The sequence below is a fragment of the Paenisporosarcina indica genome, from assembly GCF_001939075.1.
Classification (GTDB): domain Bacteria; phylum Bacillota; class Bacilli; order Bacillales_A; family Planococcaceae; genus Paenisporosarcina; species Paenisporosarcina indica.
In genome coordinates this window covers 99403-126245 of the sequence record NZ_MPTA01000001.1, presented here as the reverse complement: position 1 = coordinate 126245, position 26843 = coordinate 99403, and the positions used below count along the sequence as shown (strand labels likewise).

Sequence of the window (26843 nt, the reverse complement as noted above, 5' to 3'; positions counted from 1 at the left end):
GCTCTGTTTTCCAATTGTGTTGTCGATTAAGCTCATTAATTTGAAGTAGCATATTAGTGTTTTATAGTGAATACTTAATCTAGTCCTTTTCAGTAGTCTGAACAAAGTGTGAGGGGGCTAATTAGTTTTGTTTTCCGCTACACTACTGTTAGAGAAGCGTGGCTGTCTTTTTTATTTCCATTCATGTTGATTTCTACCCGTTCGCGAGCTGCTTCTACCCGTACATCATCACTTTCTACCCGTTCACGCATGATTTCCGCCTATTCATTTGCCTAGGCAGAACCAACGTATGGGCCTTTCAAATGGTAGCCGGAGCGAGAAGACGGGCAGTGATCTTCTGCATGGCTTCTCGCGAGAGGCATCCACAAAGCGCCGAAGCTTGAATAATAGGAAATATTTTATATTGGTGAACTTTTTCAGTGCCCTCATTTTAGGATAGGAAAAGTTTTGAAAACTATATTCAATGTAATCCCCCATTTTATACTTTTTTATATGTCAAAAAAGCCCGCTGGAGTTGATCCAACGGGCTTAATGCTTTTTAGTTGATGGTTCTTAGATTGGAACTGGCGAACATTAACATTAACTGAATTTCCGATAGGCATTTCGTGTGGCTTGTTCGAGTTGCTCTAATGAAAAGTTGTGCTTTGCATGTTGATAGAGTTTCTCTCCCATGCTTTCAATGTCCCCTGACAGTTTTGACTCATAAAGTTTTCGTAAATAATTAGCCACTTTTTCAACATCACCTGTTGGTGCGATATAACCAAACTCTTGTGATGGTAATAGAGCACTAACTCCACCAACGTCGGTTGTTACGACTGGAATTTTAGCACGTGCAGCTTCTAGTAGGACCAATGGGAAACTCTCACTATCTGAAGTAAGTAATAGACTATCAGACACTTTAAGACATTCATGAATATCTTGTCTAAACCCTGCTAAGTGAATATAATCTCTGTCATCACTTAACTTTTCAAGATGATTTCTCTCAGGCCCATCACCAATTGCATATAGTTGAATTGGGATTCCTTCATCACGAAGCTTGTTAACAGCATCAAAAGCTAGTGGATGATTTTTGATCGGATGATAACGAGCTACCATTGTCACAACAAAAGCATCCTTATTCAAACCTAGTTGCTCTCTAGTTACGGGTAACCCAACAGGCTCAGCAAATGAGATCCCATTATAAATAATACTGATTTTGTCTGATTTTATACCAAATCCCTCTAGCATTTCACCAAAACGATGTGAAACCGCAAAGAAGTGATCAATTTTTTTGATGACACGCATATTAAGGGAAGTGAATATCTTGCCCTTGATGCCACCTTTTATAAAGTCTTTTGTTGGATCACTATGAATGGTCGTAAACCAACGGAACATTACAAAATTCTTAAGTAAATACGTAAAGAAATTTGCTCGTGGACCATGTGTATGAACGATATGAATATGATTCTTTTGAATAAAAGACGAAAGCTTTTTTAAAAACGAAAAATCATAACGTGACGTTTGATTGAATACGACCGTTTGAATACCCGCTTTGCGGGCTTCATTCGAAAGTTGACCTTCTTGCAGGACACCTAACACAACTTCTTCTTTTGAGAATTGTTGAAGCAGTGTGATCAGGTGATTTTTAGATCCACCTGTTTCTCCTCCACTAATTAGATGCAAAATGGTCATCTAGTAGCTCTCTCCTTTTTAGTAACCGCCAGTAGAAATGCCGCTGTCAGGAAGTAGAAATACATCGTAAACGTTTTATCTTCCCATATGTTATAGATTAAGCCACACCAGAAAACCCCGATTAATCCGGCTACCATTGGAATGGCATAGGGTGACGATTTTCGATACTTCCAGAACAAGACAAGCATTCCAAGTAAGAATACGGCAAATAACAAGACACCAACAACGCCAGTTTGGGTAATGATTTGGATATATTGGTTATCGGCATAGATATCATACCCAATGTCATAATCTTTATAAATTGGAGACGAATAGGATTTTGAAGCAGAATCGCCAAATGTAGCAAATCCAGTCCCGATAATTGGATAGTCTTTGAAGATTTCAAAGCCTTTTGCAACGATATATAAACGGCCTGTTGTCATACTTTTTTCTAGAGTACTTTTATTGAATGTCTCTGTTATACGATTCTTTTCTACTGCAAATCCTTCAACCTCTGCAGGACCAGTCCGTTCAAAATTACCGATTTCCGTATTACTACTGATCCATTGAGAAATATTTGTAGCAGGAATCATCACGAGAACAAAAGAAAGTCCCACGACGACTGCCGTTTTTACCAAGAATTTCCAATTGCGTGTATATAAAACATAAATAGCCAACCCGATTGCAAAAGCAATCCATGTTCCTCGGCTATAGGTAAGTATCCACACACCTGACATTAGGACAAGTGAAATATTCAATAGCCACTGGACTTTATTTTTAGGAAGTAGCATTTTCAAATAAACGGTCAAAATCGCTGATATGGTCAAGAATACAGCCAAAACATTCGGGTTATTAATCAAACCATAGATTCTAACTTTGTTGTTTGGTGATAAGGAGCGATTAATCCAAAACTCGGGCATCCATGCCGAACGCATCGATAGCTTTTCTACTAAACCTTGAACAACGAGAATCATTGCGACAATAAAAGTGGTCCACAAGAACATTTTGATATCTTGTTTTGTGATGCCAAGTCTTTTGACTATATACAGAATTAAGAATGTAATGGCAAACGCACGAAGTTGGAACACGATCGCTCCTAAACTTACTCCTGTTATGAATGCAGATATTGCACCTACGACCAAGAAAGCGATAAAAGCCCATTCAAACTTCTCAAATTTGAAAATTGATTTTGGATTCGTTCGTGAATTCCATAACACACGAAGGAACGCAGCAACAATAATTAAATCTCCTACTAACTTCAGAGATGGATTGATTTCAATAATAAATGATCGTAATGGGAAATAGAATAATAATAGGAACATAGATTCTTTTGGCTTCATAAAAGCTAGTATCCCTATAATCACTGTACTTAAATAAGCAATCATGCTTAGTGGAAGAACTAAAGCAAGAATCAGAAGGATGACACCAACTCCTACTACCTTCCATTGTTCATTAAAAATTGATAACTTCACTACATAACATCCTTTCTATACTTCTTTCAAATTAAAAGTATATCATATCCAAACACTTCGTTCTCATCCTTTTTTTACACATTAATCGTTCAATGATTTAAATATGGCATTAAGGTGTCTCAGGGAAAAATGTGCTGGTTAATTGTTGATACCACAATCGATATACGGGATGATCGTAGGTTGACATCCGGACGACCATATCTGTACCTTGATAAAAAATCATGCTATTTTTGTCCAATCCATATCGTTTCGCATAATCCATATACAGATTAAATGCCTCGACACCATCTTCTGCTTGGAAAGGTGCATATGAATCAATTTCAATTGTAATTCCACTTCCATATATTTGAGCATTGATAAATGCACGGTGTAAGCGTTCATCTTTATTGGCGACAGACTTTCTAAAGGCATTTGGCTGTAAGAATGCCGCATCAAATCCATAAGACTGCCAATTTTCAAAGTTAGTAGACGTAGCATGTGGTGCATAAATAAAGAATTTATCCTTGCTATGAATGGTTTGTGCAAGACTCGAGATTAACGTTGCATCCTCTGCCACTTTAATCGTTTCGTTCATCCAATAAAACCCTTTGAAATTCAAGTTCGAATAACGTTCCTCTTCTAGCTTGTCCATCGTGCTGGTGATAAACCATTTAGCAATGTCGTATCGAGAATATAAATTATTCGCAATTTCACGTCCATCCAATGTCATAAATGGTTCCGTTCGTTTTGGATATGGTATGGCGATATAAACGTCTGCTTTACGATTTTGGTACTTGGCTGCCTCGTTCAAGTTATTAAGTGCTCCGGAATCTGCAAATGTTCGATCAATCTGCGATTGCCATTCAGCATAGTTCGCTTTATTTAACGCATTTTCTGCAAATTGACCGCCTTCATAACGTAGACCCAGTATGATATATGTATCGAACATCGGTTGGTTGGTATAATTTATCGTTTGGTAACTTAAATAAGGATTGAAAAAAGATGGTGTAAACGTATTAACTTCTCCAACTCCATTGTAAATTAAAGCACCCGCTTTGATTCCAGTTTTATCCGCACTGGCAATGGTCTGAGAAAATTGTTTATATCTATTGCTCGCAGGGTGAATAGTGCTTTGTTCATATTGCTTGGAAAGGGCAAGTGCCTCTTCTATAGAAGGAACTTTATCTACAACCTCCCCATTCACCTTTATCTCATACGCAATGGGTTGATGGAAGACGCGTGATAAAAAGGCTGTGAATTGTGCCCTTGTCACTTTTTCAAGAGGTCTAAAGGTTCCGTCAGAATATCCAGTAGTTACCCCACGGTATAAGATTGCATCAATGTATTCATAATACAGATCCGTCATCAGAATATCCTTGAACTTCGAAGTATTGTCTCCAGTAAAATCGAATGCGATAGCTAAGGCTTTTGCCATTTCATTGCGGGTTAAAAATTCAGTAGGTTTGAATTCCCCTTCAAATGTTGAAAACCACCCTTGACTAAGTGCAATTGAAACTTCTTTATACCCTGGTGAAGTCGTTTTCATGTCCTTGATTTCATAAGGTTGATTCCCTAGTTCGGATAATTCTAAAGCTCGAACCATCATGACGGCAGCATCTTTCCGTGTAATAACGATTCCAGGTTTAAAATAACCATCTTTGAAGCCATTGATGACCTTATGTGATGTAAGAAAATTAATATCTTGATAAGCCCAGTATTTATACGAAACGTCTTTATATGTATTAGCGTAAGACGAAGTAGAAAAAAACAGGGTGGTTACCAAACAAATGGCGAGTAAACTGGAAATTTTTTTCTTCAAATTCATGTTGTCCTCCTAATCTTTACTAACCAAACTATTTAATTGTCTCAATATTCACGGAAAAAGTAAAGGAAACAAATAGATAGCATATATAAGACTCGGTTTGCATTTGGCTGAGTTTGCAACCATAAATACACAAAAATGCCCTGTTACGATTTATGTCGTAACAGGGCGAATAAAAGATGCATTTATTTTTTTGCAGAAGCTACTTGAGTTACTGTTGCAACACGTTTAGCACCTATGTATTTTGAACCCCAATAATGAGGGTCATTTAATTTTGCAATTGATACACCTTTACTTGATGAAGAGTGAGCGAACTGACCTTCCCCAATATAAACACCTACATGAGATACACCTTTACCAGATGTATTGAAGAAGACTAAATCTCCCGCTTGCAGATCTTTTTTCACGACTGATTTTCCAGTAGCATACATTCCAGCAGATGTTCTAGGAAGCTTAACTCCTACTTTATTGTATACGTAACCTATGAAACCTGAACAATCGAATCCTTTAGCAGTAGTGCCGCCTCGCATATAATTAACGCCCATAACACCATTAGCTGCTTCAACAAGTTGTTTTGAGTCAATACCACTTGATGCGTCTGCTTGGTTTGCTAACGGAGCTAGTACTAATAATAGTGCGATTGTAATCATCGAAATGACTTTAAGCAACTGAGACTGTAATTTCATAAATTTATAATCCTCCGGTTTGGCCCATGGCTACAATTTTCTGAAAATTTTATTAAGCTCAGTTTAGCACGAAATAAACCTAATTATGGTTACAATTATGTAACAATATCATTACATTTAGTGTCATCAAGAATCGACATTGTAACATTTGTAATTTTTATACCACAGTGAGAGATAAAAATAGTTCATTTACTCATTATTGAAATCGATGTTTTGAAGGATTCTTGAATGCTTTGAACGCTTGACTACAGTAACTTTTTGAAGGACTGTCGCAACTTTCTTGAATTTGGTCGCAACTTCTCGGCTTTTTGTCGCAGCTTTCTTGAGGATTGTCGCAACTTCTCGATTATTAGTCGCAACTCTTCATTTTCGGATTAATCTTTATGAGTTCGTTAGATGACTTGAACAACTTTCCCGGAATATTTGCTTGCATGCCCAAACGTACACATCCATGTGGAGAAGGCGCAACTTTACTCCTTATCTCAAGAAAAAACCAGCCAAAATCTTGCTTTGGCTGGTAGTTGTACAAATTATGATTGATCACTTTAATAAATACTTACCGAATCCGTCTGTTCCATTTCCAACATAACTAATATTGCTTCCTGAAGGAATCACGTCTACCGCTTGTTTAGAAGTCTCAAAAATCACTTTGGCACCAGTTGGCAAGCTAGAGAATTTCCAATTGCCATCTGCAGAAGGATCGATTGTTTTTTGAACTAAGATGTAATCAATAATCGCTTGACGATTTTCGTCAGGGTATATTTCAATAGATGTTGCATTACGTACACCCGGGAATGCGCCATTTGCTCGGTAGTTATTGGTAGCCACGATAAACTCTTGATCTAATTTGATTGACTTGCCATCGAAATTCAAGTTCTTTATACGGCTTGCCTTTTCATTTATCAATTTGCCATCCACATCATATTTCGCTGGTTGCGTTACATCGATTTCGTAGGTCACCCCATCGATCACATCATAGTTATATGAACGGAAGTCCGTATTAATCAATGATTGCTCACCCGTTTTGTTGGCATCAATTTGATTGAATTGTCCTGCAGACATCTCCAACCATTCCTTTACGTCTGCCCCAGTCACTTTCAATGTGGCAACAGTATTGTCATACAGGTATAGATCCGCTACATTTTTAATGGCTAACTCGCCTTTAGGGACGAATGTGTAATATTCTGGATCGCTTCGTGTACCCGCCTTAAATGGTGCACCTGCAGAAAGTACTGGCAGGTTTCCATTAGCAGTTCCTTTAAGCTTTTGTTCAACATACCATTTTTGTGCATTTGTAACGATTTGAATGGAAGGGTCATCTTGTACCTGTGAGAAGTAGCTATGAATGTCAGCAGTGGTTGTCCCAACCGCTTGGCGAACATATTTAATGGTTCCTTCATGAGCTGCTTTAACTGAGTTTACAACAGAGGCATCAACATCGCTATCATCTTTTGCGATGGTGCGCACTTCAGCTTTCGAAGAAGAAACTGCCCAATCATTTCCTTTTTCTTCAAATTTAAATCGATGACACCTAAGTGACTTCCGAATTTACCTGGCATCACCACAGGAACCCCATTAATCGTGCCTTGTTCAACATTAACTCCAGTTAACGAGGCATCTACTTTACCTGGGAATACTTGATGGGCATGCCCTGTAATGATTGCATCGACACCTTCAACCTGTGTCATTAAATACGTGACATCTTCCTCTCCTTTTTCATGAACCATATCCCCCATCCCTGAGTGAGAAAGCACAACGATTACATCCGCTCCAGCTTTCTCCATTTGCGGAATAAGAGTTTCTACTGCATCCACCGAATCGTCTACAGTCACTTTACCTTCTAAATGAGACTTGTCCCATTTTAAAATAGCCGGGGGAACAATACCAGTTACGCCCACTTTAATGGTTGTTTCTTTTCCTTTTGAATCTTTCGCTTTTTTATCTACTATTACGTAAGGTGTATACATATTTTTCCCTGTTTTAGCATCTTTCACATTTGCATTTACATAAGGAAATCCTGCATCATCTAGCACTTCATTCAAATAGGGAAGTCCATAGTTGAATTCATGATTACCAAGAGTGGCTACGTCATAGTCTAGTAAATTTAGTGCTGCGATAGACGGATGCACTTCTCCATCTTTTAATGTTTCAACGGATGCTTTGAATGACCCAAGTGGTGTACCTTGAATTAAATCCCCATTATCGAATAATAATGAATTGCTATTTTCTGAGCGTGCCTTTTTAATTAATGTAGCTGTTTTTGCAAGACCTAAGCTGTTCGAAGGTAAATCTTTGTAATAATCATAGTTAACGATGTTTGTATGGATGTCCGATGTACCAAGAATTCGTAGGGACACTGTCGTATTTGCCGTAGACGGTTTATATTCTTTCAAGAAACGTTGAACAATTGCACGCATCTCACCTTTACTCATGTGTTTGCCAGGTTTTACAGTGCCATCTGCGTATCCCAACAAAAAGCCCATTCCAACACCTTTTGAAAGATCTGTACGCAAACTTCCACTGATTTTGTTTTCATCTTTAAATTTCTTCAAGTTATTTATTGGGTAGGCTTTTTCTGAATCAATGCCACGTACTGCAATCACAAATGCTTGCTCACGATTAAGTTTGCCGTTCGGATCAAACTTGGAGACTGATTTACCTTTGATTAACTTTAACTCAATTGCTTTTTCAATATACGGTTTTAATTCTGCTGGAACATCATCAAATTTAATTGTTTTACCTGTTCCAAGTTCAACGCCCATTGCAGAAATTAATGACTTCACGTATTCTCCCCGTGTTACTTCAACATTTGTTGAAGCTGATGCTTGTCCTACAGTTAATCCACTCACTGCTAGCGACATCGCTAATGCTGATGCAGACACTTTTTTCCACATTGTCATTTATTTCTCTCCCTTGATCCCAAATAGTGAAACAATTCTATTCTACCAAATAATTGTTGTCGAAATATTAAGCCAAAGTAATTGTTTTCTAAATTTAATTATCAAACTATTATGCTATTTACTATGTACATTAAATATGCCAGTTGAGATGGTCAAAATATCTTCTCAACTGGCAATCAATCTATTGCTTATTTAATTCTCCGGTATTTAAGTTAAACCAGTATAGTGACTGATCATTTACTAAGAACTGTTCCACACCACTTACTGCATGTTTTCCAATATATTTGATGGATTTCACTTCCTCGTTCCAATGTACTGGGATTGCAAAATTCAAATAGTCGATTGCTTGTTCAATTGATAGATCTAATGGTTCATCATCAAATGATTTTGTCACGACCGACTGGATTTTCCAAACATCTTTGATTCGAACAAGTTTGATAGTTGCTTGATGTCCTTCATTAATTATATTTGAAGGTATGGCAGATTCAACGATGATCGATGTATTCGTTAGTGTTTTCAGCGTATATTTCAATCCAAAATCAAAGTCCGATTGTACATTAGCACCATCGCAATAGTAACAAGAATCCAGATAATCAGTTAACGCTTTTGTTAAGTATGGTTCAACCGTAACTGTACTCATATCTTCTCTGATATCAGTTATTCGTTGATTCGGGAAATTGGCTTCCAGTCCTTGAACAGCTATCATTCTGGTTTTTCTAGTAGCTTCATTGACAGTATTCATTACTTCAAAATCATTGTATTCAGAACCTGGTACCTTTTTATAAGCTCTGTGTAAAAAAGCGGCCATTTCTTGTCTTGTTATAAATCGGTTTGGTGCAAATTTTGTAGCAGTAACCCCTTTTGTAATTCCTTGTTCGGATAACGCGTGTACAAATGGTTTAAATGCTTCCGTTACATCAGTATAAGGAAGCGTAGGACTTATCTTGATTTGATAATCAAACGCTGATGAAATAATTTTCGACATTTGTCCACGCGTTAAAGAATCCATCGGGCGAAATGTGCCATCTTTAAATCCATCTATTACACCACGTGCAGCTAAAGTCTCAATGGCCTCATAATAATGATCCGATGTATTCATATCAGAAAAATCTCTTCCATCTTCATATGTCAATCCAAGTAAATGATACAACATATAGGCTGCATCTCCCCGGGTCACATTCTTTTTGGGGTGAATCAATGCGGAATCATTGGAGTAATCCGCTTCATAAATTTCTTTTAGATACATGGAATAAATAGGCTCGTAGAATTGACTACTCATGGTAAGATCTGAAAAAACAGACTGCCGATTACTTGCTGCAAAAACACTGGATGTCATACTCGCAAATACTAGAGTCCCAATCAACATAATCGAACATATCTTTTTCATAGTTTGCATTCATCCTTCCTTTTAATAGTAAGATCTTTGTTCACGTCATCGTCATCGTTTGGATGCATCTTGTGCAATAAATAATCCAATCTTTTGATTTTGTTTCCAAATGCGATCCCAGTATGCTAATGGAACAGGACGGTTGCTTACATACGGTGATATTTCAATTGTTAATGAAGGCATCTTTTTTTGATCAATAAACCAATCTGTTGAGGCACCTGTTCCTTGAAGGTACATAGGTGGAACAACGTTATATCCTGTTATCCTTGAAACGCTCCGTGCAAGAGTAAGGTCTCGAGTTGCTTGCGCCCCCTTCTGCCACTGGAACCAGTAAATAATTTGTCCAGACGAATGGTAAGAAATATATGTTTTAAATGAGTGCTTTAATACAAAATCACGCAATGCTACGGACTCCGGTTCACTAAATGCGCGTGGTCCACGGTACCCCATAAAACTCGGCTTCTTTACATTCGGACTATTATATTTCCATCCCGTATCAAAGTTATCATTTAAATCCACGCCACGAACATTTGCCTTCCACCGTGCAAAATTGCTACTGCCATTTATCTTCGTTGCTAGTGCCCCGTTTTTCACAGCTTTAGCTCCAGCTTGGACTAATGTGACACCATCTGGATTCATCATCGGGATAAACCATATGGAGACCGCATCCAATGTGGACTTCACATTGTAACCCGCATACTTGGTCTTATTTAAATAATGATAACTATAAGTATCTAGCATCTCCAATACGACATTAGTCGACATATGTTCACGAGCGTGCATGGAGGCATCAAACAACACTTCTTTCTTCCCATTCCCTAAACGAATGGCATAAATAGGACGTCCTTCAACTGATTTTCCTATTTGTTCTAACTTTGTAAATTCCGGATACATCGCCGCAAACACTTGAACCAAATAGCTCATTTCTTCATGCGATACATTTTTCTTAGGACTTAATAGATTCGTATGAACGAACTGAGAGAAATCTACTCTTCCCTCTTGTCCAAAAAAGTTAATTACTGCCTTTTCTTTTACCAAACCATAAATATCGACAAAAGACCCTCTTGAGATGGAACCGATTTTCACGCCATCGACACCTAAAACATCTATTTCTTTTTCAGGTAGAACTTTAATCGGAAATTTTGCTTTAGCTGGTCCTTTTACAACTGGTTTTTTCGCAGTAGAAAAAGTGCCAAATTCAGGTACATAAACGATGCGCTCACCAAACTTTACTACATGTTTTCCATTTGATGATTTAATCCGTGTCCAACTAGTACCACTAGCAAATGTCCCTTTTTTAACTAATTGGTTATTTTTCATTTCATAATACGGAACCGAATCGCTCATTACTGTAAAATAAAGATCATTTGAAGAAAATACCGGGTTAGCCATCTCAGGAGGAATATATCCTATTTGTCCGGCAATATCGACTTCGTAATACCCATTTTTAAGGGATTGTACATTTAAAGTTAATGGACTGTTGGCTGTAACTAAAACAGTACTGTCTCTAGAAGTTGCAGTGAATACAGAAAACGGACTCACCGTCTTTATCGTTCCAATTGAATTAGTATTTACTGATGGAACTTCTATTGACACTTGTTGAATGAACTGTCGATCGATAAATGCGTTTACTCCCCCCACACTGATCATTGCACGTTGAGAGGTTGTACTATCTTGGAACGGAAGGTTTCGCCCATTCATTTTTAGAAGACCAACTTGTTCACCGTCTACATTGTAAAATGGAACTTCTTCTGCGATGATTTGTCCCACATTTACCACTTCTTCTGCCAAAACAAAACTGGGGAAAAAAAAGATACTCAAAACTACTAAAAGTGCTAATTTACGCAATTAGTTATCCTCCAATTACTTTTCTTTTAAGTATACTTGCGAGATTCCTATAAGGGGAATACAGCTAAATACCCTTTTCTCTAAATATTCTACAAATTCCTACAATCTTCTTGAGTACTATGAGAGAGAAAATGAGAAAAGACCGATTTCTCAAAAGAAAATCGACCTTCTCTATTAAAATGCCATTAAATTTAGTAGCAAACTCATAAATATATGAAAGTACAAAAAAACTCCTATGATGGTTTACACCATCATAGGAGTTCTTATGTTGAGTGAATGCTGTTATGAAAACATCATTACTCTTTAAATTATTACTTAGTTAAAGTTACTGCTGCTTTTTGAGCATTTCCTTGAACGTCAGTAATATCTGCATTTGCAGCATCAACTTTAACAGTAGTTAATTTAGCTACTGTAGTTGCATCAGCAACTGTAAGAACTAATTTACCATCAGTAGTTACAACATGTGATGTAATTGGCACATAAGCACCTTTAGTATCGAACAATTGAATTTCATCTGAGATAGTTGCAGCAGAATCTACTGAAACAGCTTCAGAATAAGAAATTGTAAGTTTAGTTAAGTCAGTTGCTACAAATGATTTTGCTTCTGGTGCAGCATTATCAACAACAGGTACCAATGCAGTGTATGCACTGTTTACTTTATTATCTAAAGATTGAACACCAGTAACACGGAAGATTGCTTTTGCATCATTAGCAGTTACAAAGCCAGCTGGCAATGTGATGTTTACAACTGATTGATAATTTGCATCGCCAACGTTACCTGCGAAAGCAATTTTTGTATCAGCTGGTAATGTAGAACCGTTTACTTGGTAAGCTGCCGGGTTAAGAGCAGAACCAGTACCGATAGATTTCACTTTTGTACCAAAGTCAACAGTAAGTACGTTTGGTGTAGTAACTGTTGTATTTGCGATTACAAATGAAGTTTCGATTGGAGCTGTTACACTACCTAGATCCAATGTGAATGAATGTTTAGCGTTTTTGTTAGCAGCTAATGATTTATCAGTTACAAATCCTGTAGCTAATTCAAAGCTGTATTTGTCAGCTTTAAGACCAGATTGGAAAACGAAGTTAACTACTGATTCGTCTTCGCTGTCAATTGATGCGCTTGCGATTACAGTGTTGTATGGTAAGATTTCACCTTTAGAGTTTACTACTGCAATATTAGAAGCAACAACAGATTGAACATCTTCGTTGAATTCTACTGTGAATCCAGTAACTTTGTTATCTGCAGTTACAGTTGCTACTTTAGATACAGTTGGAGCTAATGCATCTTTTGTAAGAGATACAGTTTTTGTAATTTCAGCAGTGTTTTTGTTACCTAGAGTATCTTCTAATGCTTCTTTAGCAACAGTTAATGTTACAACATCAGAGTTACCGCTCTTGAATAGGTAAGCATCGTTGAATGTTACAAAGAACTCTTTATTGTTTTTAGGGTTAACTGTTACTTTGCTCACGATATTAGTATTGAATACGCCAACTTTACCAGTTACTGATAGTGTGTCGCCTTTCAATGCTTTGTCAACAGTTACAGTAGCAGTGTTTTCACCAGTAGCAACAACATTTGTTACTGAAGGAGCGATGTTGTCAACAGTTAAAGCAAGTTTAACAGCTTGAACAGCTTCAAGGTTACCAACAACGTCAGTAGCGTTAACAACTGTTACATCATATGATTTAGTTGCATCTAGATCTACAGCAACTGTTGCAGTGTTACCTGAAACTGATGGGCTGTAGTTAGCACCATTGATTTTAACTGTATCAATAGTTTTCACATCTTCATTGAATGATAATGTAATTGTTTTGATGTTGTTTTTAGTATCAGCAACTGTAGCTTTAGCTGACTCTAAAACTGGAGCTGCAGTATCGTTTACTGATACTTTTTGGTTAGCAGGTGTCACAAATTTACCTTTAACATCTTTAACTAATTCGAAAGGAACTTTAACTGTGTAGTCACCTTTGAAGAATGTAGTAGCTGTTAAAGTAAGAGTTTTACCATCTGCACTTAATGATTGAGTAACAGCACCAGGAGCGTTAGCTTTATCTCCAGTTACAACTGTGATCAAATCATCTTTGTTTGCATTTTTAAGAGTTTTTGCATCTAATGCATTGTTGAAAGTAAGAGTAATAGTTTTTGCATTTACTCCTTTAGCTTCAACAACTGAAGTTACTTCAGATTTAACTGGAGCACCTTCTGCACGGAAAACAAATAATGCAAATTCTCCACGTGTTACATCAAGAGTTGCACCGAATGCTTGTGGTGTTTTACCAAGTGTAATTTCGTTTTTAACTAATGCATCAACATACTCATCAAATGTGCTGTTTACATCGTTGAATTTGTTATTAACGCCAGCGCCATCTAATTTGTAAGCTAGAGCAATAACTTTTGCCATTTCAGCACGTGTAATGTTTGCTGCTGGAGCAAATTGTGTTGCACTCTTACCATTGATGATTCCTTTAGCGTTAAGTGCGTTTACTGCACCTTTAACACGATCGTTCAAATCAGTGAAAGCTGATGCAGGAGCTTTTGTAGTGTCTAATTTAAGTGCGTTAGCGATCATTACTGCTGCGTCTCCACGAGTAATGCTTAAATCAGTACCGAAAGATGTATCTGTTTTACCTTTTGCGATTCCGTTTTCTACTAAGTAGTTAACAGCCTCTGTGTAGTTTTTGTTAACGTCATTGAATGCTGCAGATGCAGTTGGTACTAATACTGATGCTACTAAAGTAGCGGTCGCTGCAGTTGCAACGAATTTTTTGTACGACTTTGGTTGGTAAGCCATGTGTAGAATTCCTCCCTGATTTGGATATCATTTTAATCACTCTATGAGATTCATAGATTCAGCTTAAATTGTATCAGCATATTAAAAAATATGCCACTAATATCTTAAAATATTCGGAAATATCGTGCTAATTACGAATATTACAAGTTAAATTGACATATTAGTGCAGATGACAATTCAACTCTTATTCCATTCTACCAAAAATTACACAAATTTCAACTATTTTTGCGTTTTAGTTCCTGTTATTAGATAAATGAGACAAATAGATTACATAAAAATGAGTTTTTGTCTTATAACTACAAAATATTGGTTCTATTATTACCTTGGTAGAAATGCAAGATTTTACTATCTATGCATCATCAACTATTAAGTCAGACATTTATAGATTCATTGAAAATGCACACTTTCAGAGTATATTACTCTACCCGATTAAATATTCCTTCATTTCACAAAAAAAATCGAATTTCTTCTTTGGATCTTGCCCAAGGAAGAAATTCGATTTTCATTAATTTTTTGAGTCTCCTAGAAGATAAACATCAAATCCTGCACTCTCCCATTTCTCACGGTCAATACAATTCTTCGTATCAATAATGATGTGGTTTGACATGTGTGATTTAATTTCTTCAGGATCAATGTCTCTAAAGGCTTGGTGATCAGTCAAGATTAAAATTGCAGATGCTTTTTCCAAAGCCTCATGTTGATCTTGTGTTTGTTCAGGTAAATTGTTGTTTTTAATATGAGGATCAAAAGCAGTCAAGTTCATTTGACGCTCACGTAGTTGTTCCACCACATCCACTGAAGGACTTTCACGCATATCGTCAATATTTCCTTTAAAAGCTAATCCAAATACAGCAACTTTAGGATGTTTCACACCTTTAGCATTCAAAATATCTGCTGTTAATTGAGCTGTATATGATGGCATTCCATCATTTGTTTTACGTGCTAAATGTATTAATTTTGCTTGTTCCGGATCAATTTCAACCAAGAACCATGGATCGACCGCTATACAGTGTCCACCTACGCCAGGTCCTGGGAAGTGAATGTTTACTCGTGGGTGGAAATTTGCAAGCTTGATGGCTTCCCACACATTGACACCGATGTTTTGAGCTATTTTTGCTAATTCATTGGCAAAGGCAATATTAACGTCACGATACGTATTTTCCATTACTTTTACAAGCTCAGCAGTCGTAGCATTCGTTTCGTGCATGGTACCTTTAACAAACGACTTATAGAGTTCAGTTGTTTGTTTGGCTGACTCTTCATTAATACCACCGATAATACGATCATTTGATACAAGCTCCTCAAAGACTCGGCCAGGAATGACTCGTTCAGGTGAATGCGAGACAAAAAGTTCCATTCCGAATTCTAAGTTGGCTTTGATTAGTTCAGGCATCATGACATCCTCAACTGTTCTTGGAGGAACCGTTGATTCTAAAACGACCAAGTTGCCTTTCTCAAGATACGGGACGGTCGATGCTGTTGCCATTCGTACATATTCCAAATCAGCCGTTTTATCCGCTTTGATTGGTGAAGGTACTGCAATAATAAAAACATCCGCTTTGATCGGTTTTGTCGATACCGTTAATGAACCAGAATCAATCGCTTTGTCTAAACGCTCTTGTAGACCGTACTCTTCTATATGTAATTTCTTTTGTTGAATCATGGTAACTGTTTTTTCGTTAACGTCTACACCGTGAACTTGATGTCCGTGGTTTGCAAACATAACAGCAGTCGGTAAGCCGATGTAGCCAAGTCCGACTACGCATATGGATTTTTTCATGAGTTTCTCCTTTTGTTGAAAAATAGATTACTTCTATTTAGTTAATGTTCAAAACGTGGGAAGCACTAGACTATTTCTTGCTATTTTTTTCCCACTAACACACGCCATAAGAATATTGGCAAGTTTAGCTGACGTTTGATTCGAGATGGATTACTAGCTAGCCTGTACAACCATTCTAACCCAAATTTACGGAAAAATGCGGGTGCTCGTTTTACCATTCCTGAAAACACATCAAAACTACCACCAACACCTTGGAAAACAAGAACGTTTGGCAGGTTTATCATGTTTCTTTTTATCCATAATTCTTGCTTAGGACTGCCGAGAGCCACAAATATAATTTCCGCACCACTCGCATAAATACGGTTAACTAAAGCTACTTCATCTTTTTCATAGCCATTCGTGTATCCAGCTACTTTTATTGAAGGTCTGTCTTTTTGTATTTCAGAAATGGCCTTGGTCACCACTTCTTCCTTTGCCCCATAAAAATAAACGGGATGACCATTAGATGCTGCAAAGTCGAGCAACCTGCCCATCATATCAACCCCAGTGACGCGAGAAGTAATTTTACCACCTTTTAATTTTGACGCTAATAACACACCAACTCCATCAGGTATTTGGAATGTCGACTCATTAATTAATGTTTTCACTTGTGGATCACGATTCGCAGTAATTACTTTTTCGGGATTCACGGCAATGATTGTCGACTGCTCTTTTCGAGCCATACGGGACTTTACTTCATTTATAATTCCTTCATATGATAATGGCGATACATCCACGCCTAAATAGGTCTCTTTCACTATTAACACCCTCAATTCGTTCACTTTCAATTGATATAGTATAGCAGATTCTTTGATTAGTTGCATAGGGTCAGTCATCAGTGATAAAATTTGGACAGAAATGCTTTCACTCTGCGTGAAAGCATTTATTATGGAAATAAAAAAGATAAGTTATTAGGTTTAGCTCCAAAGCGTCAGCTCGATTTTTAGCACCGATACGAGTACAGTGGCGTTTTCGCTTTTCTAATGAGGAGGACTACTATTGAAAATTGTACTATCCGGCTTTTATGGTCTTGGAAATACAGGTGACGAAGCGATATTAAAAGCAATCGTAGATAATTTACGTAGCGAATTAAATGATCCCGAAATCACGGTGTTTTCTTTGTCGCCCGATCAAACGGCAAAAGAACATGGAGTGAAATCCGTTTATCGTGGTTGGAGACTTCAAAATAAAGAAAAAGTCAAAGCATTGCGAGATGCAGACCTTCTGATTTCCGGAGGCGGTGGTTTACTCCAAGACACCTATCCAACGAAGTTTTTATTTGGACCACTTCCTTATTATTTACTAATTGTGTTCTTGGCTAAACTCTGCGGAGCAAAAGTTATGTTTTTCTCACAAGGAATTGGCCCCGTCACATCAACTTGGGGAAAGATTCTTATGAAGGTATTTGCAAATATGGCTGATTTTGTAACGGTGCGCGATCAGTATTCAAAAGAGTACCTACATTCACTTGGTGTAAAACGTCCCGAAACAGTGGTAACCGCAGATATTGTCTTTGCTTTTCAAGGAACAGAAGATACAACGGCTTATGATTCACTTGATTTGACTGGGAATGAAAAATTAATTGCAGTCGCACCTCGACCTTGGTTTGAGCATGAGGACGAATATATAGCGAAAATGGCATGGGTATTGGATCATTTAATCGAGCAACGCAATGTGACGCCCGTTTTCGTACCAATGGAACCTCCATACGATACGAACGTTTCAATTAAGATTCAAGCGAAAATGAACCATGCTCAGTCCACAAAGTTATTGGGCGAGAATTTTACACCAAACCAATTTTATAACTTCATTGGGCAAACCGAAATGACTCTTGCCTTGCGGTTGCATGCACTAATCTTTGCAGCACTATCCAATGTTCCACATATCGGTTTGAGCTACGATCGCAAAGTGGAAAGTTTCCTAAAAAGATCCGGCATGTGGAAGCATTCGTTTCCATTAGAGAACTTTTCGAAAGAAGATTTATTGGGACAAGCACTATATGCATTGGATTCGAAGAGCGAACTACAAGACATGATGAAACCAAACGTAGACGTGCTACGTCAAGAAGCTAAACGAAATGTCACGCTATTACAAGAAAAATTTGGAGGAAACTAAATGAAAATTTTACTAGTCACTTCATATGACTACCCTCACCTGGGTGGATTATCTACTCATTTGGCTACATTGCAAGCAGGTCTAGAACATCGAGGACATACAGTTGATATCGTATCCTTTAGTGATGTACCTAGCTGGAAAAGAAATTTAATCGCTCGCGGGCCTGCCTTCATCCTAAACAAAGTGAAAAAAGGTTCTGGCTATGTATGGTCGTTGAAACGCAGAAAAGATTTTCTTAAAAACCTTGTTACCAAACGCATTTCAGGGGATTATGACATCATTAATGCGCAAGATGTTTTTGCTACGATGGCTTCATTGACTACTGGAATCCCAACCGTAAGTACGGTTCATGGATATTTGACATATGAGGGTATTTCCAAAGGTTCGATTGTTGAGGGTTCTGAGCAAGCACAAACATTGATGTCTGAAGAGCGTAATGCCTATAAATCAACAAAAGCAGTGATTACAGTAGATACACGAATCAAAGACTACATCAAACGTGAAGCTGATGTTGATGGAACGATGATTAAGAACTTTATCGATGTTGAGTCATTTAAACCTGAAATCGAGCGACGTCGTGAATTCCGTGATAAGTACAACTTCAGCCAAGATGAGCTGATTTTCTTTGTGCCACGCCGATTAACTCGTAAAAACGGAGTAATTTACCCGGTGCTTTCATTCCCTCCAGTTTTAGAAAAGTTCCCTAATGCGCGTATTGTGTATGCAGGAACTGGTGAAATGTTTGAAGAAATCAAAGCAAAAGCTGCTGAACTGGGAGTAGCTGATCAGGTGACATTATTGGGTGCAGTTGCCCATAAAGATATGGTCGAGTATTTTGCGTTAAGTGATGTTGTTTTAGTTCCTTCTATTTATAGTGCAGGCGTGGAAGAAGCCACTTCAATTTCAGCATTAGAAGCGATGGGTTCTGGTGTTCCACTGATTGCTTGTGCAGTTGGCGGTTTAAAAGAAATCGTCGATCACGAAAAAGATGGACTACTCGTTGAAGAACGTAACGAAGAAGACCTATCGAATGCTATGATTCGTCTGTTAAGTAATAAACAAGAGGGCTCTCAATTAGCCATTGCGGCACGTCAAAAAGTAATTGATGAATATTCACATTTCGCGGCTTCTGAAAAGTATGAAGCGATTTACAAACAAGCAATCTCTAAATAATATAAAGCTCCTTGCTACTAGGCAGGGAGCTTTTCTAAGTAGGTGTATCGATCGATGAGTAGTTTGAAAAAAGCCGCATTGTGGACGACAGGGCTTGCGCTATTATTAAAGTTATCTGGATTTGTTCGCGAAGCCATTGTTTCGCGTGAGTTCGGTGCAAGTGCCGAAACGGATGGATACTTTTTAGCATTCGGATTCATTACCTTAGTTGTTGCGATGATTTCAACAGGTTTTAACAATGTGTTTTTACCAATGTACGTAAAGTCTCGTAAAGCTAAGAGTGACATGACGGATCAAAATGCGAATGCATTATTAAACTGGACAATGCTGATTTTTATTGCCGTGAGTATTTTAGGTTGGGTATTTGCCTATGCATTTGTTCCATTCCTTTATGGCAATATGAAACCAGAAATAGAACCATATGCCGTTCGAATGACACAAATTTTCTTTGCATTTATGACTATGATTGCGTTAACGGGGTTACTCGATTCGTATTTACAGTCCCGACGCATTTTTGTTCCCTCTCAACTGGCCAAGTTACTAGCCACTTTAATGGCGGCGGTCTTTGCCCTTTTATTTAGCGGTACATGGGGGATTTATTCCCTTGTCTATGGTTTTATATTCGGAACGATATTGGGTGTTTTGATTCAGTTATTCTTCTTAGGAAAATCTGATTACAAGTGGCGACCTGATTTTGCGATGGAAAGTGACTTCAAAAAGGCCTTTGTCATATTAATCATCCCTTCCCTTCTCAATTCCGTAGTTGGGCAAGTAAATTTATTCGTGAATAAAGCTTTTGCTTCTGGCGTAAGTGATGGTGCAGTATCCTATTTAAACTATTCATCCTTACTTGTCAGTATCCCAAATGCCATTTACGCTACGACACTAGCAGCGATCATCTTTACGTTGATGAGTGAACAAACTGATGATTTCGCTAAATTTAAAGATACGTTCTTTAGAGGCATGGAAATTTCATTGGTCACTCTGCTACCCATTGCAATTGGTTTGCTCGTCGTAGGTGATGCAGCCATTTCGTTTGTCTATGAACGTGGGAAATTCACTTCTACGGATACTGAAAATACGTATGTTGCTCTCTTATGGTATTTACCGATTATTGTCTTCCAAGGGATGCAGCTAATCTTATCGAAATCTATGTATGCACGTGGGAAGACTGCTATCGTATTTCGCATAAGTGTCACTACAATTTTAATTAACTTCATATTGAACTGGTGGTTAGTAGATGATTACGGGTATCCTGCATTAGCTTTCGCAGCATCTATAGTTAGTATCTACTACTTCACCGTATCCATGATTGTCGTTTATAAAGATTTAGGAAGGAATGAATTTGGACGCTTTGCTCGCATGAGCATTCGTGTCATCATTCCTGCTATCCTTATGGGAGTAGTTGTATGGGGAGCGAAAGAGCTGCTACATGCAGAAGAATGGTATTCATTGATTCAGTTAGCCGTTCTAGTACCTATTGGGATAATCATTTATGCAGGGGCTTTAAGAGTTACTTACCCTACTGGATTTAATAGAATGTTAAGTATGGTGCGAAGATCTAAATAATCGATGAGTTTCAGAGAAAAAGTCACGTAATAAAGAAGCAAGCCTATCCTCAATATATCGAGAATAGGCTTGCTTCTTTTTTGATTAAGCTATATTGATTTGGATGTCAACCAAATGCCAAAGCAGAACGAGCGTATGCGCCTTTCAAGCGGTAGCTGGAGTGAGAAGTCTGGCAGGGATTTGCTGCCTAGCTTCTCGCGGGAGGCATCCACAAGCACCAAAACGTGAATTATATGGAATAATAGTCCAGTCTTATTATCGTCGTCATTTTCAGTGACATCGAATGGAGGATTAGTTCAGTTTATTGACTAGGTCAGAACGAATCCATCCGAAATCAGCAGGTGGAGCTTGATCAGATAGTACTTTATACCAAACAAAACCATCTGAACCCAATTTCTCCTCTACAATTACCAGAGGATATCCGAAACTATTGTTAACACCTAAGTCTTTTGCTTTATACGTGAATACTGTATTCCCAGAAACCACTTCAGGAGTAGATCGCACATTAATTGTGCCATTATGAGATGTCATGGCAATTTTCTTCGTATTGAGCCCTGTATCTTTATTTCCTAACAAAACATCTCCTCGCCACATATACTGGGCAATTTTCGAACCCCAGTTTGGATCAGAGGCATAATGGACATTCATTCCAGACGTTTTATTCCCAGGTGCCAGTCCTTTAGCGTATAGTCCAGTAGGCGGTCCATAATTTAGATTTACGTAACGAGTAACGAATGCAATAATACTATCTTGCGGTTTTGCATATCGTTCCCCATCCTCTGGTGATGAATCAAATACTTTAATCCCAAAAAGGTTATTCTTTGTCTGAGCATTACCACTCATACCCGAATCACTTTCATGCATAGCCGCACTTAAAATAAATAATGCATTTACATTGTAAGTATTTTCAACCTCTTTTAAAAATGTACCTAAACCAATTAATTTAGATTTAGTTAGAGCCGTAGGATATTTGGTAGAAACTGTTTGTAAACGATCCATAATATATGTATCTAGTTCACTAGCAGTGTAATTTGTTTTTGCACGTGCAGATAAATACTGGAAGTATGGATAATGCTTTCCTGCTAGAGACCCATTTTCTTTGTAGAAATTAACACCATCTTGTGAATAGTACTTTTGTAAATTCGTCATAAATGATGGTGCTGGACCTACTTGATAGCCACCAAAACCAAACGAATTTTTCGCATGATTAAATGTGAAATGAGTTAATACACCTGTAGATGATGGCGTATAGTAATCTTTTGAGGTAATTAGTTCTTCAGGAATATATTCAATCTCGCTTTGTTTGGCAAAACCGATAGTTCCCCCCGCTTGAACTTTAACATATTGATCTGTCGATTCCAGCAATACTAATTCTCTACCATATTGAACATAGGTTACTTGTTTTGAACTGGTAAAAGAACTGTCCGAGTATATAACTGTTGGCGAGTCTACTGTCTTATGTTTCGCATAAGCAAGACCACTTTTTATTTTAATAAGTTCATTTCCTTTATACAATCCTTTTGCAGCTGAATTATTCGTAAATGCAGTTAAAGCTGAAGCGTAGCTTGTATATTCTGATAACCCTTTTTCTAATTTGCCATCTTTGATAATGGCATTATAGTATTTTGTCGGGTCAATAGGTACTGGGTTTGGATTAGGATTTGGCTCTGGTTCAGGTGAAGACTGAGATTCTACCAATTCCAAATAACGATAGAGAACAGCGGCTACTTGGTCACGTAGGGAGATTCCTTTTGGATTGAAGACAATCGTACTTGAAGATGATTGCCCTTTCATTATGTTTGCCGAAGCATTTAGGATCGCGGCCTCAATTCCACCCTCTAAAGTAAACTTATCACTGTCTGCTATCGTCAGATTTTGACGATTTACAGTTAAATTCTTATATGCAATTACACGTGACATGGTCAATGCCATTTCTTCACGTGTAATGGGTTTGGAAGGCATAAACTCTGAATTTAATGTACCTTTCATAATTCCAGTAGCTTGTATAGCACCAATTTTAGGAGCCAGCGCGGAACCAGGCACGACATCGATAAAGGTAGAAGTTGCATCAGGAAGTTGCAATGTACGTGCGATAAATGCAGCAAACTGATCGCGTGTCACTTCCCCTTTAGGACGGTAATCATTTTCTCCGTATCCCTGTAGAATTCCTTTTTCAATCATGGCTCTCATTTCTTTTTCTAAAGTCAATCCAGTTAGCCCATCGTTAGCAGACGCTGTTGGCAGTCCTACCAGGCATAATAACAACATAATCAAAATTATTCGTAGATGTTTTTTCATTGTTTCTGTCCTCTCCCCTTTTGTTGATTCTATTCTATCAAAAAAATGCGAAAATAGCATAAATATTTTAGAGTTTCATGTTTTATAAATGTAAAATTGGGTAATATAAAAGCAGGCACTCATTTTGTGAGAACCTGCTTAAGTTAAGAATTATTTAGTTGCACTATAGATTGCAGCAGAAAATTCTGCACGAGATGCATCTTCATTTAGTTTAAAGTTTGCTGTTTGGAAAACCTTAGTTTGATCGATTGATTTCAGAGCAATAATAGCATCATGTGCCCAATAGCTAGAAGGAACATCATGATAAATGGATGCAGCTCTTACTTGAGCATCTGCTTTTTCTTGCAATTCAAATGCACGATCAACGATGACCGCCAATTGAGCTCTTGTTAATGTTTCATATATACCAAACGTACCATTAGAATATCCTTTTAATATGCCCACTTCATTCATTGCCGCGATATCAGCTGCAAAATCATTAGATTTGGCAACGTCGGTAAACTGGACTGGATGATTTGCGTTTAGATTTAATACTCGATTCAACATAGCTGCTGTTTGCCCACGTGTGATCGAGTTTTCAGGTTTGAATGTTGAATTTTTATATCCATTAATTACGCCATCTTGACTTAACGTCAGGATTGCATTTAATGCGGGATGGGATAACGGAACATCTGAATACACATCACTCATTGGTTCTGATGTTGCAACTGGTGTTGTTTCTTCATTCACAACACGTTTTGCTCCAACATAATACTTGCCCCAATATGAATCATTAATGCTTACTGTTGCAATTCCTTTAGATGATGTAGCTGAAATAAAATTACTGTTTCCAACATAGATTCCTACATGAGAAATTCCAGCACCTAAGTTATTGAAAAAAACTAAGTCACCTTGTTGTAGGTTTGATTTTGAAACTGCTGTACCTGCTCCATATTGTGAAGCTGCAGTACGAGGTAGATTTACATCGAATTTTTTATATACATATGATGTGAAACCAGAGCAATCGAAACCTGATGGTGTTGATCCACCATACTTATATGCGATTCCACTTAATGATTTGGCGTAGTTCACGATTTCGTTTCCTGTTGATGCACTGGCTTGAGTCGTCATAAAGGGCGCCACTGAGAACAGTAACACAGCAATAATCATCTGAATAATACGTTTCTTCATTTTCCACCTCAATAAATTTTATAGATTCTAAATGTATATCTCACATTTGAATCTTTCTCTAATAGTTTTAACAATCTAATTAGTATTCTAACAAATTTCTCTTTAAATAGACGTTACGGTTTCATTACAGTTGTGTAACAACACTCACTATTTGACATATTTCGTGAAAATAAAAACGCCTGACAAGTTTTTCCCTTGTCAGGCGTTTCATTATTGAACTTGATCTGTTTGAACTCTTGATAAAAATGCTGCAAATTCAGACCTTGTCATATATTCATACGGTCTAAACGTGTGATCTGTATACCCTTTTGTGATACCAGATTCAATAATCGATAAAATATATGGGTAGGCAGCCATTTGAGTAGAAATGTCAGTAAAACTGGATTTTGCATTTTGTTGATGTTCCAACTTAAATGCTTTTGAAATTAATATGGCCATTTCTGCTCGAGTAACTTTCTTCTCCGGTCTAAATGTACCATCCTTATAACCTGTTATAATGTTTTGTTTGACAGCCTCTTGTATATACCCAGAAGCAAATGATTGAGCTGAAACATCTTTGAATGAAGTAGCAGTTTTTGCTTCATCATATCCGAGTGCACGGCCGATTAACGCTGCCGCTTCTCCTCTTGTAATTTCATTATAAGGTTTGAAACTCCCATCATCGAAACCATTTATCTGTTTTTTATTTGACAGATAACCGATATGCTCGTTAAACCATTGTGTACTTTTAATATCAGTGAAAGATGGATTATCAATTGTTACAAATTGTCGCTCTTTTATTACTTGCTTGTCTTCCGACAAATACGTGATTGTTACTGGATATGTACCTTTTGTATGGTAAATCGGATATACACCATCAACTAATCGGACGCGTTTCCCGTTATTTTCAACGGTTACATCGGTACGCGAACTTTGTAAATCCAGTGTTACTTTACCGGTTTCTTTCTTAGTTGCAAATGTAGGCGCTCCAGGAATCACTTTTTCATATTGGACTAATCCGTATCCAAAAATATCATCCCTTCCACTTTCACCTAGATCTTTTGCTAAATACCTAAGTAATGTGCGTAATTCATCATTGGTCATCGTTGGAAAACGTTCTTTATATAACGCTAGAACTCCAGTTACATGTGGTGCAGACATGGAGGTACCAGACATTTCGGTATAGCCATCTTGTTTACCGTCGATAAAATCCCATTCAATCGGATACGTACTAAAGATCGCTCCACCTGGTGCAGCCACTTCCACTTTGGGTCCTACTGAACTCTCAATTAATTTCGTCAAGTCGGGATTTACCGCACTGACGGCAATAACACTCTCATATTTTGCTGGAAAGGTAACCGTATCTGAAGATTTCACTCCTCGATTCCCTGCAGCACCTACCAATAGTATCCCTTGATTATATGCCTTATCGAGAGCAATCTTCATAATCTGATCATCAGTAGTAGTCGTAATACTTATATTTAAAATATCAATTTTTTGGGCGATCGCCCACTCAATTCCCTGAATAATGCTATTAGTGGTTCCGACACCCAAGTCATTTAACACCTTAATACTGTATAAATCCACTTGAGGGGCAATTCCTTGAACTCCTGTATGATTAGAAAGAGCTGCAATGACACCTGCTACATGTGTGCCATGACCATTATTATCGTCATAAGGAATGCCAGTAGTACAATCCGGAGCAATTGAACAGATCCCACCTTTGACATGTAGATCTCGATGCTCTGTATCAATCCCCGTATCCAATACGCCTACTTTTACATTTTTCCCTGTGAAAGGCATGGTAGAACTAGGCGATACGTTTAATTTTGCAAGTGACGGGAGAACGGTATCGGATGCGGTCCGATATGTTTGGTTTTGTTCAACAACCAAATCTGGAATTGCTTGTTTCAATAAATGCAGTTCGTCCGTTGTCAGTGAAGCTCGTATAATGTTTAGGGTTTCGAATTCCTCGATAACTTCAATTTGGTATTGATTCATCACCAAATTGAGCTGTTGCATATGTTTACTTGAAATGAAATACTCCCCTTGTTCAACATTTGCTGCTGTGTAAGTAGGTAAAAATGTAGTAGATATTAGCAAAATTGCAAGAAATCCCTTCAAACCTATCCCCATATATTAAACCCCCTTATTCTCTAACTATATCAAAAAATGTCCCAA

At 37.7% G+C, this 26843-nt stretch carries 15 protein-coding genes and 1 pseudogene; 3 read left to right on the top strand and 13 right to left on the bottom strand.

Annotated elements, in window-relative coordinates; genetic code table 11:
- Positions 1-579: 579 nt before the first annotated feature.
- From GY23_RS00550 to GY23_RS00505, 10 genes and pseudogenes are all read right to left on the bottom strand, one after another.
- Positions 580-1671 carry a glycosyltransferase family 4 protein gene (locus GY23_RS00550; protein ID WP_075617259.1) on the bottom strand — a complete coding sequence of 364 codons (1092 nt, stop codon included), beginning with the start codon at positions 1669-1671 and terminating at the stop codon, positions 580-582.
- A complete protein-coding gene (locus GY23_RS00545) occupies positions 1668-3122 on the bottom strand; it encodes an O-antigen ligase family protein (RefSeq protein ID WP_075617258.1) in 1455 nt (484 codons plus the stop codon). The genes GY23_RS00550 and GY23_RS00545 overlap by 4 nt, the downstream gene beginning before the upstream one ends.
- Before the next feature lie 109 nt (positions 3123-3231).
- Positions 3232-4926: a DUF4855 domain-containing protein gene (locus tag GY23_RS00540; protein ID WP_075617257.1), complete on the bottom strand. Its 1695-nt coding sequence runs from the start codon at positions 4924-4926 to the stop codon at positions 3232-3234.
- A 182-nt stretch (positions 4927-5108) separates the two neighbouring features.
- A complete protein-coding gene (locus GY23_RS00535) occupies positions 5109-5609 on the bottom strand; it encodes a C40 family peptidase (RefSeq protein ID WP_075617256.1) in 501 nt (166 codons plus the stop codon).
- Positions 5610-6149: 540 nt separating this feature from the next.
- Positions 6150-8509: pseudogene (locus tag GY23_RS19075) on the bottom strand (bifunctional 2',3'-cyclic-nucleotide 2'-phosphodiesterase/3'-nucleotidase).
- Positions 8510-8690: 181 nt separating this feature from the next.
- A complete protein-coding gene (locus GY23_RS00525) occupies positions 8691-9896 on the bottom strand; it encodes an S-layer homology domain-containing protein (RefSeq protein ID WP_161487549.1) in 1206 nt (401 codons plus the stop codon).
- Between the two features lie 51 nt (positions 9897-9947).
- Positions 9948-11744, bottom strand: coding sequence for a M14 family zinc carboxypeptidase (locus tag GY23_RS00520; protein ID WP_075617254.1), 1797 nt, complete (start codon positions 11742-11744; stop codon positions 9948-9950).
- A 311-nt stretch (positions 11745-12055) separates the two neighbouring features.
- Entirely contained in the window at positions 12056-14539 is a 2484-nt protein-coding gene (locus tag GY23_RS00515) for an S-layer homology domain-containing protein (RefSeq protein WP_075617253.1), read from the bottom strand.
- Between the two features lie 505 nt (positions 14540-15044).
- Positions 15045-16319: a nucleotide sugar dehydrogenase gene (locus tag GY23_RS00510; protein ID WP_075617252.1), complete on the bottom strand. Its 1275-nt coding sequence runs from the start codon at positions 16317-16319 to the stop codon at positions 15045-15047.
- Between the two features lie 80 nt (positions 16320-16399).
- Positions 16400-17119 carry a WecB/TagA/CpsF family glycosyltransferase gene (locus tag GY23_RS00505; RefSeq protein WP_075618196.1) on the bottom strand — a complete coding sequence of 240 codons (720 nt, stop codon included), beginning with the start codon at positions 17117-17119 and terminating at the stop codon, positions 16400-16402.
- A gap of 238 nt (positions 17120-17357) precedes the next feature.
- Between GY23_RS00505 and csaB the strand changes: the two genes are divergently transcribed.
- From csaB to murJ, 3 genes are read left to right on the top strand one after another with little or no spacing between them, the layout of a single operon-like run.
- Positions 17358-18473 carry a polysaccharide pyruvyl transferase CsaB gene (csaB, locus tag GY23_RS00500; RefSeq protein WP_075617251.1) on the top strand — a complete coding sequence of 372 codons (1116 nt, stop codon included), beginning with the start codon at positions 17358-17360 and terminating at the stop codon, positions 18471-18473.
- Positions 18474-19646 (top strand): glycosyltransferase family 4 protein, encoded by a 1173-nt coding sequence (locus GY23_RS00495; RefSeq protein ID WP_075617250.1) that lies wholly within the window; start codon positions 18474-18476, stop codon positions 19644-19646.
- 54 nt (positions 19647-19700) lie between these two features.
- Positions 19701-21215: a murein biosynthesis integral membrane protein MurJ gene (murJ, locus tag GY23_RS00490; protein ID WP_075617249.1), complete on the top strand. Its 1515-nt coding sequence runs from the start codon at positions 19701-19703 to the stop codon at positions 21213-21215.
- A gap of 291 nt (positions 21216-21506) precedes the next feature.
- Here the strand turns inward: murJ and GY23_RS00485 are convergent, their stop codons facing one another.
- The 3 genes from GY23_RS00485 to GY23_RS00475 form a co-directional block, all read right to left on the bottom strand.
- Positions 21507-23513, bottom strand: a complete 2007-nt coding sequence (locus GY23_RS00485) for a glucosaminidase domain-containing protein (protein WP_161487548.1) — start codon at positions 23511-23513, stop codon at positions 21507-21509.
- Between the two features lie 150 nt (positions 23514-23663).
- On the bottom strand, positions 23664-24683 hold the full coding sequence (locus GY23_RS00480; RefSeq protein ID WP_075617247.1) for a C40 family peptidase: 1020 nt from the start codon (positions 24681-24683) through the stop codon (positions 23664-23666).
- Between the two features lie 210 nt (positions 24684-24893).
- A complete protein-coding gene (locus tag GY23_RS00475; RefSeq protein WP_075617246.1) occupies positions 24894-26798 on the bottom strand; it encodes a S8 family peptidase in 1905 nt (634 codons plus the stop codon).
- Positions 26799-26843: the final 45 nt, after the last annotated feature.